At 64.7% G+C, this 13,199-nt stretch carries 16 protein-coding genes; 2 read left to right on the top strand and 14 right to left on the bottom strand.

The window, feature by feature from the left end; all coding sequences use genetic code 11:
* Positions 1 to 84 precede the first annotated feature (84 nt).
* Positions 85 to 414: a phasin family protein gene (locus NTH_RS01220; RefSeq protein ID WP_338528294.1), complete on the bottom strand. Its 330-nt coding sequence runs from the start codon at positions 412 to 414 to the stop codon at positions 85 to 87.
* 280 nt (positions 415 to 694) lie between these two features.
* On the opposite strand from NTH_RS01220, the gene NTH_RS01225 reads away from it, so the two are divergent.
* A complete protein-coding gene (locus NTH_RS01225; protein WP_338528295.1) occupies positions 695 to 2,017 on the top strand; it encodes a D-alanyl-D-alanine carboxypeptidase family protein in 1,323 nt (440 codons plus the stop codon).
* 72 nt (positions 2,018 to 2,089) lie between these two features.
* On the opposite strand, the gene NTH_RS01230 is transcribed toward NTH_RS01225, so the two are convergent.
* The 10 genes from NTH_RS01230 to NTH_RS01275 form a co-directional block, all read right to left on the bottom strand.
* Positions 2,090 to 2,788, bottom strand: coding sequence for a DnaJ domain-containing protein (locus NTH_RS01230; protein WP_338528296.1), 699 nt, complete (start codon positions 2,786 to 2,788; stop codon positions 2,090 to 2,092).
* Positions 2,785 to 3,525, bottom strand: a complete 741-nt coding sequence (locus NTH_RS01235; RefSeq protein WP_338528297.1) for a VWA domain-containing protein — start codon at positions 3,523 to 3,525, stop codon at positions 2,785 to 2,787. The genes NTH_RS01230 and NTH_RS01235 overlap by 4 nt, the downstream gene beginning before the upstream one ends.
* Positions 3,526 to 3,576: 51 nt before the next feature.
* Positions 3,577 to 4,005, bottom strand: coding sequence for a DUF1489 family protein (locus NTH_RS01240; protein ID WP_338528298.1), 429 nt, complete (start codon positions 4,003 to 4,005; stop codon positions 3,577 to 3,579).
* 116 nt (positions 4,006 to 4,121) lie between these two features.
* Positions 4,122 to 5,522: an L-serine ammonia-lyase gene (locus tag NTH_RS01245; protein ID WP_338528299.1), complete on the bottom strand. Its 1,401-nt coding sequence runs from the start codon at positions 5,520 to 5,522 to the stop codon at positions 4,122 to 4,124.
* 159 nt (positions 5,523 to 5,681) lie between these two features.
* Positions 5,682 to 5,810 carry a hypothetical protein gene (locus NTH_RS01250; protein WP_338531974.1) on the bottom strand — a complete coding sequence of 43 codons (129 nt, stop codon included), beginning with the start codon at positions 5,808 to 5,810 and terminating at the stop codon, positions 5,682 to 5,684.
* A 269-nt stretch (positions 5,811 to 6,079) separates the two neighbouring features.
* Positions 6,080 to 6,874 carry a YdcF family protein gene (locus NTH_RS01255; protein WP_338528300.1) on the bottom strand — a complete coding sequence of 265 codons (795 nt, stop codon included), beginning with the start codon at positions 6,872 to 6,874 and terminating at the stop codon, positions 6,080 to 6,082.
* 44 nt (positions 6,875 to 6,918) lie between these two features.
* Positions 6,919 to 8,406 (bottom strand): Asp-tRNA(Asn)/Glu-tRNA(Gln) amidotransferase subunit GatA, encoded by a 1,488-nt coding sequence (gatA, locus tag NTH_RS01260; RefSeq protein ID WP_338528301.1) that lies wholly within the window; start codon positions 8,404 to 8,406, stop codon positions 6,919 to 6,921.
* Positions 8,403 to 8,888: a GNAT family N-acetyltransferase gene (locus tag NTH_RS01265; protein WP_338528302.1), complete on the bottom strand. Its 486-nt coding sequence runs from the start codon at positions 8,886 to 8,888 to the stop codon at positions 8,403 to 8,405. The genes gatA and NTH_RS01265 overlap by 4 nt, the downstream gene beginning before the upstream one ends.
* Positions 8,889 to 8,894: 6 nt before the next feature.
* Positions 8,895 to 9,182, bottom strand: a complete 288-nt coding sequence (gatC, locus tag NTH_RS01270; protein ID WP_338528303.1) for an Asp-tRNA(Asn)/Glu-tRNA(Gln) amidotransferase subunit GatC — start codon at positions 9,180 to 9,182, stop codon at positions 8,895 to 8,897.
* A gap of 87 nt (positions 9,183 to 9,269) precedes the next feature.
* Entirely contained in the window at positions 9,270 to 9,977 is a 708-nt protein-coding gene (locus tag NTH_RS01275; RefSeq protein WP_338528304.1) for a metal-dependent hydrolase, read from the bottom strand.
* An 89-nt stretch (positions 9,978 to 10,066) separates the two neighbouring features.
* Between NTH_RS01275 and ruvX the strand changes: the two genes are divergently transcribed.
* Positions 10,067 to 10,540, top strand: coding sequence for a Holliday junction resolvase RuvX (ruvX, locus tag NTH_RS01280; protein WP_422392419.1), 474 nt, complete (start codon positions 10,067 to 10,069; stop codon positions 10,538 to 10,540).
* Here the strand turns inward: ruvX and NTH_RS01285 are convergent.
* From NTH_RS01285 to NTH_RS01295, 3 genes are all read right to left on the bottom strand, one after another.
* A complete protein-coding gene (locus NTH_RS01285) occupies positions 10,504 to 10,812 on the bottom strand; it encodes a DUF6105 family protein (protein ID WP_338528306.1) in 309 nt (102 codons plus the stop codon). The genes ruvX and NTH_RS01285 overlap by 37 nt on opposite strands.
* Complete coding sequence (locus NTH_RS01290; RefSeq protein ID WP_338528307.1) at positions 10,812 to 11,336, bottom strand: hypothetical protein; 525 nt, start codon at positions 11,334 to 11,336, stop codon at positions 10,812 to 10,814. The genes NTH_RS01285 and NTH_RS01290 overlap by 1 nt, the downstream gene beginning before the upstream one ends.
* A gap of 131 nt (positions 11,337 to 11,467) precedes the next feature.
* Positions 11,468 to 13,096: an acyl-CoA dehydrogenase family protein gene (locus tag NTH_RS01295; protein WP_338528308.1), complete on the bottom strand. Its 1,629-nt coding sequence runs from the start codon at positions 13,094 to 13,096 to the stop codon at positions 11,468 to 11,470.
* Positions 13,097 to 13,199 lie beyond the last annotated feature (103 nt).

Genomic DNA, 13,199 nt, shown 5'->3' on the forward strand with positions numbered 1-13,199 from the left:
TGAGGCAACGAAAAACCCGGCCGCGCAGCGCGGCCGGGCCGGATTCGGGCGCAGAGTATGCCGGCCGCCTGTGCGGCGGCGGGCCTATTTGAGGTTCTTGAACGTCGCCTCGAACGGCTTGCAGGCATCCTTTGCGATGGTGGCGTAAAGGTCCGTCATCCGCGTAGCCTGGGCGACGAAGCCCTCATAGCTCTGCTTGAGATAATCGGCCTGGATCTCGAACGCCTTCTCCATCGATTTGGCGGAAGCCAGCTTCTCGGCGGCGGCGGTGCCGGTTTCCATGGCCTTCTTGGAATAATCGGCAGCTTCGACCGTAAGCTCCTGCAGGCCCTTGGACACGACCGAGGCGCTCTGGAGGCTGCTGTCCATCCACTCCTGTCCGAACTTGTCGATATTTTCGAATGACTGTGCCATTGCGCTGCATCCTTCCGTCAATTGGGTTCCGCACACTGCTCCGCATCGTTTTGTGCACTGCACAATATCATAGTGTGCGACGCACCATTCCGCAAGGGGCTGCGCGTGTGCCGGAAGGCATCCGCGCGATGAAACGACACATCGTTAAAACTCGCCTCGATTCCGGCGGATTCTGGAAAGAATTAAATCACCATAAACGGATTGGTAACGAGACGCGCACTAGCCTCTCTCCAAAGGGCCAGGAAGCCGTTCAGGCTGGCCCGTGTAAAACACGGTTCCAATGGGTGTGGTTGTGCGTCAGGCATTTGCAGGTATCGCAAGGCTCGTTCGTAATTGTTCCAGGTTCTCGGCAACCGCCGTCGTCGCGACGGCCCTCCTGGCCGCCTCGGCCGGCGCCGCCGATGCCAACGCCAAATATGCGGGCATTGTCGTCGATGCGAAGACTGGTGCTGTCCTTTACGAAGACAGTGCGGATGCCTACCGGTATCCGGCATCGCTGACCAAGATGATGACCTTGTACATGGTCTTCGAGGCTCTGGCTTCGAACCGCATCTCCAAGAACTCGCGCATCACCGTATCGCGCAACGCGGCCGCCGAGCCGCCGACCAAGCTTGGCGTGCCGGCCGGCAAGAGCATCACGGTGGAGCAGGCGATCCATGCGCTGGTAACCAGATCGGCGAACGACGTCGCCACCGCCGTGGCTGAGTTCCTCGGCGGCTCCGAGAGCAATTTCGCCAAGCTCACGACGGCCAAGGCGCGTCAGCTCGGTATGTCCAAAACCACCTTCCGCAATGCGCACGGCCTGCCCAACAGCGAGCAGAAGACGACGGCGCGCGACATGGCGCGGCTGGGTATCGCGCTGCGCGAGCACTTCCCGCAATATTACGACTATTTCTCGACCCGCTCGTTCACCTATGCCGGCCGCCGCATCAACAGCCACAACAACCTGCTCGGCCGGGTGAAAGGCGTCGACGGCATCAAGACCGGCTATATTCGCGCCTCCGGCTTCAATCTGGTCTCCTCCGTATCGACCGGCAACCGGCAGATCGTCGCCGTCGTCATGGGCGGCCGCACGGCCCGGACCCGCGACGCGCACATGGCCGACCTCATCAAGCGCTATCTGCCGAAGGCATCCACGGGCAGCGACCGCAACCTGATCGCCCGCGGCCCGGCCACCCAACCGGTCGTGGCGGCGATGGTCCCGCCCGCCAATGTTCCGGTGCCGAGCGATCGTCCCGATGTCGCACCGGTGACTGCTTACGCCGAAGAACGTCCGGCCTCGGCCAAGGAGACCTTTGCCAAGGCCATCTCGGACAAAGCCGATATCGACCCGGTCCGCACGGCCTCCACGAAAGTCTCCGGTTGGGTCATCCAGGTCGCCTCCATGCCGACGGAGGACGAGGCCCGCCGCTATCTGGCCGAGACGGCAAGCGAAGCAGAGACGATACTGGCCGATGCCACGCCCTTCACCGAAACCTTCGAGATGAAAGGCCGCACCTACTACCGCGCCCGTTTCGGCGGCTTCACGGACAAGTCCGATGCCTGGGGCGCGTGCGCTACGCTGAAGAAAAAGAACGTCGCCTGCTACGCGGTTCAGAACTAGACGGCTCCGGAAGGCCCGGATGGAAAATGCGAATCCCTGAAGCAAACCCCGCCAGTATCGCGTAAGGAGGGTTTATCTGTGATTGGACAAGAGCAAGTCCCGAGCTTCGTTGATGCGGGCAGCAAGAAAAGGCGAACCGCCCAGATCGGGATGCAGACGCTGCATCAGGCGGCGATGAGCCTTTCGGATTTCCGCCGCGGACGCTCCCGGTTCAAGACCAAGGATCTCGTAAGCCTCCTCCTTGGTCATGGGGCCCGCAGCTTGCGCGCGTCCCTCCCTGTCGCCGTCGTGCGCGTCCGCGCTTTCGCGCCAGACGGGAAACCGGCTGTCAAGATAGGTCTCCAGTAGCTGCAGGCTTTCCTCGTCGCCGGCAAGCTCGGCCCTTAACTCCAGCAGTTCCTCCTGCGACAGCTTGGCCAGTTCCCTGCCCTCGAAACGCCCCGCCAGCACCGTGCCCTCGAGATCGCCGCTGTCGTGGTCGAGCACCATTTCGAGCGCCGCCGAACGCACCGTCGATCGCTGGCCCGGCTGCGGCCTGCTCATCCGCCGCACCATGCGCGAGGAACCAAACCAGGCGGCGGCTCCCGACAAGAGCATGCCGCCAAGCCCCGCCCTGCCCGTGAAAAGCAGAACGAGGCCGACCAGGCCGAGCAGAACGGGTCCGACGAGCCGCAGCGCTCCGGCAATGGCCGCGGGGCTCGCTCGGGTAAAGGCAATGGCGCCCAGCGCCAGCAGCAGCACCAGCCCGAAAAAGAAAAACGGAACGGTCATCCGCGCTTGCCGCTCAGATGTTCGATCATCATGCGGTCCTCAGGCCGCGCCCGGGATTCGAGCGCCCGCAACCCGCCGCTGGCATAGACCGCGACCGAGGACAGGAGCTTGGCCAGCGTGTCCGCCGAGTTCCGGTCGAACCGGAACCAGGCGCCCTTCGACAGCCTGGCGATTTCCCGAAAGGCGTTGGTGGCGACCGGATCGTGTCCTTCCTGGAACATGAACACCGGCACGCCCTTCAGGCCCAGCTCTCCCGCCTTGTGCGCGAGATGGTCGACACTTTCCTCCATGGCATCGCCGATGAAGACCAATGCGTTGACCTTCTTGCGGGCATTCTCCTTCAGACCGTGGGAAAGCACCTTGCCGATCTGCGTCTGGCCACCCCGGCAATCGATCCGCGTCATCAGGTTCTTCAGGCTGGCCGTATCGGAGACGAAACGCGAAGCGCGGCACTCGCCGAACCCGCGATAATAGACGAGCTGCACGTTGAGCGAGCCCACCTTGCCGACAGCGTCGAACATCTCGGCCTGGATGTCGCAGGCCAGATCCCATGTGGGCTGACGGCTCATCGTCGCATCGAGCGCCAGGACGAGACGGCCCGCCGCCCCCTCCTCCCGCGGCACGGCCATCGCGCGCGCTTGCCGGACGAACGCCTCCACCGCGCTCTTTGCCGAAGGCGCCTTCTGGACATCGGATTTGATGTCGGGCCGGGCCGGTGTTTTCCGATTATCGCTCATGGGCAAAAGATGTGGTGTTGCGGCGCTGCTGGCAAGAGCGGATAATCCGCCTCACATCAATCCGAGTTCCGTCAATTCGCGCCTGAGGTGATCCGGCAGTTCTTCCGACCGGCTTGCGCCCCTGTCCGCCGGCGCATCCTCGATTTTCAGATAGCGCCAGCCCTGGAACGGGCGCCGTGGCTGCCATTCGGTCAGCACGAGTTCGGGCTCCAGCACCAGATGGCATCGCGAGATCCCCTCGCCGTCGGTGAACGGGCGCACCTCCAGGAGCCGCTGCCGGCACTGCACCATTCCCTTGATCACCCAATAGAGCGAGCCTCCCGAAAGGTCGTCCAGACGCTTGGGCACCATCCGCGTGGTGTGGAAGTGCTCCTGCGGCTGTCCCATGCGCGCCTTGTCGGCAAGCCGACGGGCGATCCATTCCTCGAGCTGTTGCGGGCTTTCACAGCCCACGCAGAGTTTTATCAGATTGAGCGCCATGGCCTAATCTTGGGGCGATGAGCCGTCAGGTCAATCGCGGATGTACCATGTCCACAACGCAGCCCCGGCCCACGGCCGGGATCCGCAATTGCCGCGCCATCCCGCCTCGGGAAGGATCAGCATTCCACCACGTTGACCGCAAGCCCGCCGAGGCTCGTTTCCTTGTAGCGCTCGTTCATGTCGACCCCCGTCTGGCGCATGGTCTCGATGGCCGCGTCAAGCGACACGAAATGCGTCCCGTCGCCCTTCACGGCAAGCGAGGCCGCCGTCACCGCCTTCACCGCTCCCAGAGCATTGCGCTCGATGCAGGGCACCTGAACGAGCCCTCCGACAGGATCGCAGGTCATGCCCAGATGATGCTCCAGCGCGATCTCGGCCGCATTCTCGACCTGTTCGGGCGTGCCGCCCAGCACCGCCGCCAGGCCCGCCGCGGCCATCGCCGATGCCGAACCCACCTCGCCCTGGCAGCCGACTTCGGCGCCCGATATCGAGGCGTTGTGCTTGACGATGCCACCCACCGCCGCCGCCGTCAGCAGGAAATCGTGTATCCCCTTCCGGTCGGCATCCACATGGAAGCGCAGCCAATAGCGCATCACCGCCGGCACCACGCCGGCCGCCCCGTTGGTCGGGGCCGTAACGACGCGCCCGCCGGCCGCATTCTCCTCGTTCACCGCCATCGCGTAGACCGACAGCCAGTCATTGGCCAGCAGCGGGTTGGGCCGGTTCTGGCGCCATTCCTCGTCGAGCCTGCCATGCAGGTATCGCGCCCTGCGCCGCACATTGAGGCCGCCCGGCATAACGCCTTCCTGGGACAGGCCGCGCTCGATGCAGCTCTTCATCGCCTCCCATATGCGGTCGAGCCCCTCGTCCAACTCGTCGGTGCTCAGCCGCGTTTCCTCGTTCGCCCGCTTCATCTCGGCGATCGACAGGCCGGATTCGGCCGCCATGGCCAGCATCTCGCGGGCATTGGCGAAGGGGTAAGGCACGTTCTTGTCGACCGGCGGCTTGCCCTGCGCCTTCAGCTTCTGCAATTCCTCCTCGGAAGCCACGAAGCCGCCGCCAACGGAATAATAGACGCGCCGCAGGAGCAGGCGGTCATCGGCATCGAAGGCGCTGAAAGCCATGCCGTTGGCATGCCCCGGCAGCGGCGTCTTCTTGTCGAGCACGAGATCGGTGTCAGGATCGAAGGCATATTCGGGGTGCCCCGGCGGGCTGACGCGCCGTTTCGCCCTTATGTCCGCAAGGATGGCTTCCGACTTGTCGGGATCGACGCCGTCCGGCGTCAGCCCCTGCAGGCCGAGCATGACCGCGCGGTCGCTGGCATGGCCCACGCCCGTATGTGCCAGCGAGCCGTGCAGGCTCGCCGAAAGGCGCGCCACGGCGACACCTGCCGGGCGCGGCCACTCGCCGTCTGCGATTTCCCGCAGAAACCGATCGGCAGCCGTCATAGGCCCCATCGTGTGCGAACTCGATGGGCCGATCCCGATCTTGAAGAGATCGAACACGGAAAGAAACATGCGTATCTACCTCGTCGGCCGGCCCGACGCTCGGCCAGAATTCATAAGAACCCGGATTGCATGTGCCGGCTTGTCTGACAACGACATAGAAACTCCGGCCATAAACAACAAGGCGCGACCTTTCAGCCGCGCCTCGTCATGAATGATAAGATTTGGTTCTCAGCTCGCCGCGACAACCGCGATCGTTTCGCTTCCGGCAAAGAGCCATGCCAACAGGATGACGCCGGCGAGGCCAATCACTGCCTTGGCGGTTACGCCCCAGCAGGATTTCTGAACGGTTTCGTCCATCAACTTCCCGTCTTTGTGTTCGAATTCGCGAGCGGCCAATAAGCCCCCGACCACCCGCATAAGCCGGGAGATACTCCCTGATGCGATCTTAAGCAATAGCAAAAGCGGCGACACCGCGGCGCCGCCAACCCGGCAATGTTAATAATTGAAACTAAAGTGCATAATATTCAACAGGTTATGAACCAAGGTCGGTTAGCTTGTTTTCAACAGATGGGGCAAAAACAAGGCAGCCTGCAACCGGAGCCGCCAGGATGGCGGAGCGGCGCATCTCATTCTTCCGGAAGGAGCGTGGGCGTCCGGCCCGCCAGGCGATAGGCGGCAAGCGCGATCCATTCGCGAATCGCAATGCTCGCATTGCGCAGCGAATCGAGCGCGTTGTCCTCGGCCGGCCCCGGCCGCTCGCGGCCCGACGTCTTGTAGTCGACCGGCCATGGCACGACGGGAAAACCCGCCTGACGGAACGCGCCGACAGCGCGGGGCATGTGGAATGCCGAGGTCACCAGCAGCCATGTCTCACCCGACTGCGGATCCACCAGAAGCCGGGAATAGCGGGCATTTTCGAAGGTATCGCGGGATCTGTTCTCGATCTCGATGCGCTCCCGCGCCACGCCCAGCGCGGTCAGAAGCCGCGGCGCGGTGGCAGCGTCCCCCTCGCCGGCCAGGAAGACCGAGCCCGAGCCGCCCGACACGACGACGCGGGCCCGCGGGAAGCGCCGCGCCAGGATGGCCGCCTCCACGAAGCGGTCGCCGCTGGAATTGAGCTCATAGCCGCCACGCGCCAGATTGATCGCGCCCTCGAAGCCGCCGCCCAGGACCACGATTCCGTCGACGCGCGAAGGCATTTCCGCCGGCTTCGTGAAACGTGCCTCCAGCGGGTGCAGAAGCAGCGCGCCTGCCGTCGTCCAGGCCGAAACCATCAGGATCAGAAGCGACATGAACCCCGCGGCAACCGCCAGCCGGCGCCGATTGACGATCTGCAATATGAGAGACAGGACAATCAGCAGCGCCGCCAGGCTCAACGGCTGCGCCAGCGCCCAGAATATTGCCGAGAACAGGTGAAACACGAAGCGCCCGCCTCCCTTCCGTCAAGGCAGGCGGCCGGTTCCGCCTACCACCAGCGCTTGGGCGAGAACCGCCCCGCCGCCTGCTCGATCACATGGCCCGTGCGGAACAGCGTCTCCTCGTCGAAGGGACGGCCGATGAGCTGCAACCCGAGCGGCAGGCCCCTGGCGTCGAGGCCGGCCGGCACGGCGATGCCGGGCAGGCCCGCCATGTTCACCGTCACGGTAAAGATGTCGTTCAGATACATCTTCACCGGATCGGCCGCCATGTCCTGATCGGCCACGCCGAACGCCGCCGATGGCGTCGCCGGCGTCAGGATCGCATCGACCCCCTTCTCGAATACCTGCTCGAAATCGCGCTTGATGAGCGTCCGCACCTTCTGCGCCCGCAGATAATAGGCGTCGTAATAGCCGGCCGACAGCACATAGGTGCCGATCATGATGCGCCGCTTGACCTCGTCGCCGAAACCGGCGGCGCGGGTCTTTTCATACATGTCGGTGATGTCCTTGCCCGTCATCCGCAGGCCGTAGCGCACGCCGTCATAGCGGGCCAGGTTGGAGGAAGCCTCGGCGGGAGCCACGATATAATAGGCCGGCAGCGCGTATTTCGTGTGCGGCAGCGATATCTCCACGATCTCCGCCCCCGCATCGCGCATCCAGTCGACGCCCTTCTGCCAAAGCGCCTCGATCTCCTGCGGCATGCCGTCGACGCGATACTCCCTCGGTATGCCGATCTTGAGACCCTTGATGGACTGTCCGACCGCCGCCTCATAGTCCGGCACGGGCCGGTCGACGGAGGTCGTGTCCTTGGGGTCCACGGAAGCCATGGATTTCAGCAGGATCGCCGCGTCGCGAACGTCGCGTGCGATCGGCCCCGCCTGGTCCAGCGAGGAGGCGAAGGCGACGGTGCCCCAGCGTGAGCAGCGCCCGTAGGTCGGCTTGATGCCGACCGTGCCCGTGAAGGCCGCCGGCTGGCGGATCGAGCCGCCCGTATCGGTGGCCGTGGCGCCGGCGCACAGCCAGGCCGCCACCGCGGCGGCCGATCCGCCCGAAGAGCCGCCGGGCACTAGGTCGGCATTGCTGCCTTCCGCCCGCCACGGATTGACGACCGGCCCGTAATAGGAGGTCTCGTTGGACGAGCCCATGGCGAACTCGTCCATGTTCAGCTTGCCGAGCATGACCGCGCCGTCGGCCCACAGGTTGGCGGTGACGGTGGATTCATAGCGCGGCTTGAAGCCGTCGAGGATGTGGCTCGCCGCCTGGGTGTGCACGCCCTCTGTCGCGAACAGATCCTTGATGCCGAGCGGAATGCCCTCCAGCGCCCCGGCTTCGCCCTTTGCGATCCTCGCGTCGGAGGCACCCGCCATTTGGCGCGCCTTGTCCGCCGTCACGGCCACATAGGCGTTCAGCTTTTCATTGGCCGCATCGATGGCCGCCAGATAGGCATCGGTCAGTTCGACGGCGGAAACCTCCCTGGCGCGGAGCTTCGCGCGGGCATCGGCGATCGTCAGTTCGGTCAGGCTCAGATCGGTCATGAGGCCGCTTCTTCTTGTGCAAGGAGTTTTTCGTAGAACCGGGAATAGTCGGTGTCGGGATAGTCCAGAATGACGCCGCAGCGGCGGAAGCCACCGGCTTCGTAAAACCGCCATACGGGCGCGAAGGGCGGCGTCCCGCCCGTCTCCAGCACGAGGCGGGCGATGCCTGTCCGGCGGGCCTGCGCTTCGACAGCGGCAAGAAGCTGCCGGCCGACGCCCGTGCCGCGCACGGCAGGCCGCGTCCACATGCGCTTCACCTCGCCCTGCTTTTCCCCGTGCGTCTTCAGAGCTCCCATGCCCAGCGCCGCCCCGGCGCCGCTCCGGGCGATGAAAACGGTGGTATCGGCACCGGCCATCTGCTCAGCGGTCATCTGAAACTGGAATTCGGGCGGCGACAGCGGACGAAGGTGGCCGTTCAGTTCCACGACCATGGCCCGCACATCGTCCTGCAGCGGCGTTTCGACAGCGATGGAGATTCCCACGGTGCGCTACTCCACGACCTTGGGAACCAGAAAGAAATTGTCCACCGTCTGCGGGGCATTGGCGACGACATCGTCCGCCTTTCCGCCATCGGTCACCTTGTCTTCCCGCATGCGGATATGGGTCGGGATGACCGAAGTCATTGGCTCGACATTCCCGACATCGACTTCGCTCAATTGCTCGACAAAGCCCAAGATCGCGTTGAGTTCGCCGCTCATCCGGCGCGCCGCCTCGTCGTCGACGGCGATCCTGGCCAGCCGGGCGACGCGCTTAACGGTATCGATATCGACGGACATGGTGATCTTCCTGTCACTGAAACAATGCCACCGGGCTATAGTCGTGCCCGGCGGCCCGCGCAACACGCGGCGCGTAAAAACACGCTCTCAGATCTCCGTCGCCTCGCCCTTTTCCGGAACGAGGACCTGCGTGTCGCTGCCTTTCATTCCCTCGACGAATTTGTCGGCCGACTGGTCGACGATGGGGAAGGAGGCATAGTGGCAGGGAACGACCGTCTGGAACTTGAAATAGCGCCGGCAGGCCAGTGCCGCCACGGCCCCGCCCATCGTGAAGCGGTCGCCCACCGGCACCAGGCCGATTTCCGGCTGATGCAGTTCCTGAATCAGCGCCATGTCCCCGAAAATGTCGGTATCGCCCATATGATAGAGCGTCTTGTCGTCGGGGAAGTGCAGGACCAACCCGGCCGGATTGCCCAGATAGACGTTCTTGCCGCCATCCATGCCGAAGGACGAAGAATGCAGGGCATTGACGAAGGTGGTGGTGAAGCCGCCGCAATCGACCGTGCCGCCGTGATTGCCGGGATTGATCTTGCCCTCGCCGACGCCCTGGCCGACCAGATGCATGCATATCTCGAAATTGGCGACCAGCATGGCGCCGGTTTTCTTCAGTATGTCGAGGGCATCGCCCACATGATCGTTGTGCCCATGGGTCAGGAGCACATGGGTCACGCCGTCCGCCGGTCCTTCCCAGCCGCCGTCCCAGGCGGGATTGCCGGTGAGAAACGGGTCGATGATGATCGTCGCGCCGCCCGCCTCGATGCGGAAACAGGAATGGCCGTACCAGGTGAGTTTCATATCGAACACTCCTCGATTGTTGCGCGCAGGGAAGATAGAACCCGTGGCGGATGTGTCAAAGAAAGGCTGGGCCGGTGGCGCTGATTTCCATGGAAGAACTCGCGGGGATGGCGCAACCAGGCCAGCCGCTCGGCGGCCTCGATCTGGGCACGAAGACCATCGGCCTGGCCGTTTCCGACCTCGGCCAGCGTTTCGCCTCGCCCCGCCCCGTGATCATGCGCAAGAAGTTCACGCAGGACGCCGAAGCGCTGCTTCGCGCCCTGACGAAGGAGAAGGTCGCCGCGGTGATCATCGGTCTGCCCATAAATATGGACGGCACGGAAGGACCCCGCGCCCAATCCACCCGCGCCTTCGTGCGCAACATGGAGCGGCTTTGCGAGCTTCCTTTCGTCTTCTGGGACGAAAGGCTTTCCACCGTGGCCGCCGAGCGGACGCTCATCGAGATGGATGTGTCGCGGGCCAAGCGGGCCGGCCGCATCGATTCGGCTGCCGCCGCCTTCATCCTGCAGGGTGCGCTCGACCGCCTTCAGACGTTGCGCGCGACGTCGGCGCGGCGGCCATAGCCCCGTTCCGCCAGCCATGCGCGGATCTCGCGCCGGCGGCGAAAGGCAAAGATCGCCAGCAGGATCAGCGTGTCGACGACGCAGGCGCGCGCCACCAGCGGCCCGATGGTGGCCGGGTCGATGCCCAGAATGTCGCCGTAGAACCCGAAGGCGAAATCGTGCGCGCGCCGGCTGAACATGGCCAGGCCGAAATTGATGTCGTGGTACGAAAGCAGGAACCAGGCCCAGAAACCGCCCATCGGCAACACCCAGAACAGCAGGATATACCGCATCAGTTGTCTCCGCCTTTGGGCCAGTAGTCCTTGGGAATTGCGGTGCGCAGCAGGATCGAATCACGCGCAGCGCCCAGTGCAACCAGCCGCGCGACGCCCTGCCCCTCGCCCTCATGGGCACTGTCAGCCTCTCCGTCATCGAGCAGCGCCTCGATCTGGAACGCCATGTAGCACGCAATGAGCGCGGCGAGCGCCATGCCGCCGGTCCCCGTCGCATTGGGCACGAGAAGGCCGATGATGGACACGCCAAGGGCGCCCGCGAACGCCAGCCGCGCGATCTGCCAGTTGGCCTGAGAGCGGACGCCGTCGGAAAGTAAGTTGGCGAACAGCCACAGGAACAGCGTGCTGACCAGGCCCGCGAGCAGGCAGAGGGAAAGGTCGAGCGGCAACTGCCAGGCCGCCGCCTTCCCGCCCGCGGACACCCGGAAGCCCGCCACGTGAATGCCGTTCAGGTGCGCACCCGCCTGGAGGGCGAAATACGCCGTCCAGTAAACCGATATGAGCAGTGAAATGATGCGCGCCATGGTCCCGTCCGTTTCGAGTCGGAGACTGGCCCCCGCGCGGTCCCGGCGCAACGGTTACTCTTTGTTAAGGTTAATGCCCGTTCACGAATCCGCCTGCCGCGCCCACGCGGCTTGAGAGGAAGACGTCGCCGTCACACCGCTTGGGGATAAAGCATCTCTATGATCGCCGAGGCGTCATGGCGGGCGTCCAGCATGCCGTAGGTGCCGCGCCACTGTCCGGCGAGCCGCGTTTCCACGAAGGCGTCCGCCACCTGCCCCGCCCCCAGGCGCCGCAGTTCGGCCGCCGCCGCCGCCAGGGCAAGCTGCTCCGTCAGGATCCGCGCCGAGCCTTCGTCGCTCTGGCAAACGCTGATTGCCGCCTGCAGGACATCGACCGTTCCCTTGCCCTTTTCCCCCAGATCCCGGTGGATGCCGGCCAGGACCTCGTCGAAAAGGCCCGCGCTTCGCGAGACGACGCGCAGGACGTCCAGCGCCATGACGTTGCCCGAGCCTTCCCAGATCGCGTTGACCGGAGCTTCGCGATAGTGGCGGGCCAGCGGCGTTTCCTCCACATAGCCGTTGCCGCCAAGGCACTCCATCGCCTCATAGGTGACGGAAGGCGCCATCTTGCAGACCCAGTATTTGACCACCGGCGTCATCGCGCGGGCGAATGCCGCCTCGGCGCGGTTGCCGGCGGCCTCGTCGAAGGAGCGCGCCAGCCGGAACGAGAGCGCGGTGGCCCCGGCGACATCGAGAGCCACGTCTGCCAGCACGCGCAGCATCAGCGGCTGTTGGATCAATGTCTTGCCGAATACCTTGCGGTGGCGCGCGTGGTGCACCGCTTCCGCCAGGCTCGCCCGCATCAGGCCGGCTGAGCCGAGCGCGCAATCGAGCCGCGTCAGCGTGACCATGTCCATGATGGTGCGGATGCCCGCGCCGGCCTCGCCGACGAGATAGGCAAAGGCATTGTCGAACTCGACCTCGGATGAAGCGTTCGACCGGTTGCCGAGCTTGTCCTTCAGCCGCTGAAAACGCAGCCCGTTGCTCGTCCCGTCGTCGCGCAGACGGGGCAGAAGGAAGCAGCTAAGCCCTTCCTTGGCCTGAGCAAGCACCAGGAAGGCATCGCTCATGGGCGCGGACATGAACCATTTGTGGCCGTTCAGCCGGTACAGATTGTTTCCGGCGGGCTCGGCGGTCGTGGTGTTGGCGCGCACATCGGTGCCGCCCTGCTTCTCGGTCATGCCCATGCCGAGCGTGATGCCCTGCTTCTGGCTGACCGGCCGGTTGGAATGGTCGTATTTGCGCGAGACGATGCGCGGTGCCCATACCTTGAAAAGGTCGGGCGCGTTCATCAGTGCGGCGAGCGAGGCGCTGGTCATGGTGAGCGGGCACAGATGGCCCGATTCGAGCTGCCCGGTCAGGTAAAACCGCGCGGCGCGAACCTGGTGCCGAAGGCCCTTTTCGTCGGCATTGTCTTCCCACACCGAGCAATGGAGCCCCGCCCCCACCGAGCGCCGCATCAGGGCCTGATAGGCCGGATGGTAGTCCACGACGTCGGCCCGGCGCCCGTAGCGGTCGTGGGTCCTGAGCACGGGCGGCTGCTCGTTGGCAAGCCGCGCGAGGTCGAGCGCTTCGGGCGTGCGCACGAAGCGGCCGAGAACCTCCAGCTCCTTGCGCACCGGCTCGGAAAAGCCTTCGCAAGCCTCCACGGCCAGCGGGTCCGAGCGCCAGGCATTGCTGCCGCTTAGAGGGGGCGGCTGATTTGTCACTTCGTGATTCACGCCAAACGTCCTGTAATTCCTGACCGGGTCGCGGCAGCCTAGCACAAGCTACCGCATGTTTCTTAGCCATTGAAAATGGCGGGGAGAACACGCGCACAGCATA

The sequence above is a fragment of the Nitratireductor thuwali genome, from assembly GCF_036621415.1.
Classification (GTDB): domain Bacteria; phylum Pseudomonadota; class Alphaproteobacteria; order Rhizobiales; family Rhizobiaceae; genus Chelativorans; species Chelativorans thuwali.

Bases quoted from the DNA above. Each gene is read 5' to 3' on its own strand.
- NTH_RS01220 (WP_338528294.1), bottom strand. From the start codon at position 414: ATGGCACAGTCATTCGAAAATATCGACAAGTTCGGACAGGAGTGGATG.
- NTH_RS01225 (WP_338528295.1), top strand. From the start codon at position 695: ATGGGTGTGGTTGTGCGTCAGGCATTTGCAGGTATCGCAAGGCTCGTT.
- NTH_RS01230 (WP_338528296.1), bottom strand. From the start codon at position 2,788: ATGACCGTTCCGTTTTTCTTTTTCGGGCTGGTGCTGCTGCTGGCGCTG.
- NTH_RS01235 (WP_338528297.1), bottom strand. From the start codon at position 3,525: ATGAGCGATAATCGGAAAACACCGGCCCGGCCCGACATCAAATCCGAT.
- NTH_RS01240 (WP_338528298.1), bottom strand. From the start codon at position 4,005: ATGGCGCTCAATCTGATAAAACTCTGCGTGGGCTGTGAAAGCCCGCAA.
- NTH_RS01245 (WP_338528299.1), bottom strand. From the start codon at position 5,522: ATGTTTCTTTCCGTGTTCGATCTCTTCAAGATCGGGATCGGCCCATCG.
- NTH_RS01250 (WP_338531974.1), bottom strand. From the start codon at position 5,810: ATGGACGAAACCGTTCAGAAATCCTGCTGGGGCGTAACCGCCAAGGCA.
- gatA (WP_338528301.1), bottom strand. From the start codon at position 8,406: ATGACCGATCTGAGCCTGACCGAACTGACGATCGCCGATGCCCGCGCG.
- gatC (WP_338528303.1), bottom strand. From the start codon at position 9,182: ATGTCCGTCGATATCGATACCGTTAAGCGCGTCGCCCGGCTGGCCAGG.
- NTH_RS01275 (WP_338528304.1), bottom strand. From the start codon at position 9,977: ATGAAACTCACCTGGTACGGCCATTCCTGTTTCCGCATCGAGGCGGGC.
- ruvX (WP_422392419.1), top strand. From the start codon at position 10,067: ATGGAAGAACTCGCGGGGATGGCGCAACCAGGCCAGCCGCTCGGCGGC.
- NTH_RS01285 (WP_338528306.1), bottom strand. From the start codon at position 10,812: ATGCGGTATATCCTGCTGTTCTGGGTGTTGCCGATGGGCGGTTTCTGG.
- NTH_RS01290 (WP_338528307.1), bottom strand. From the start codon at position 11,336: ATGGCGCGCATCATTTCACTGCTCATATCGGTTTACTGGACGGCGTAT.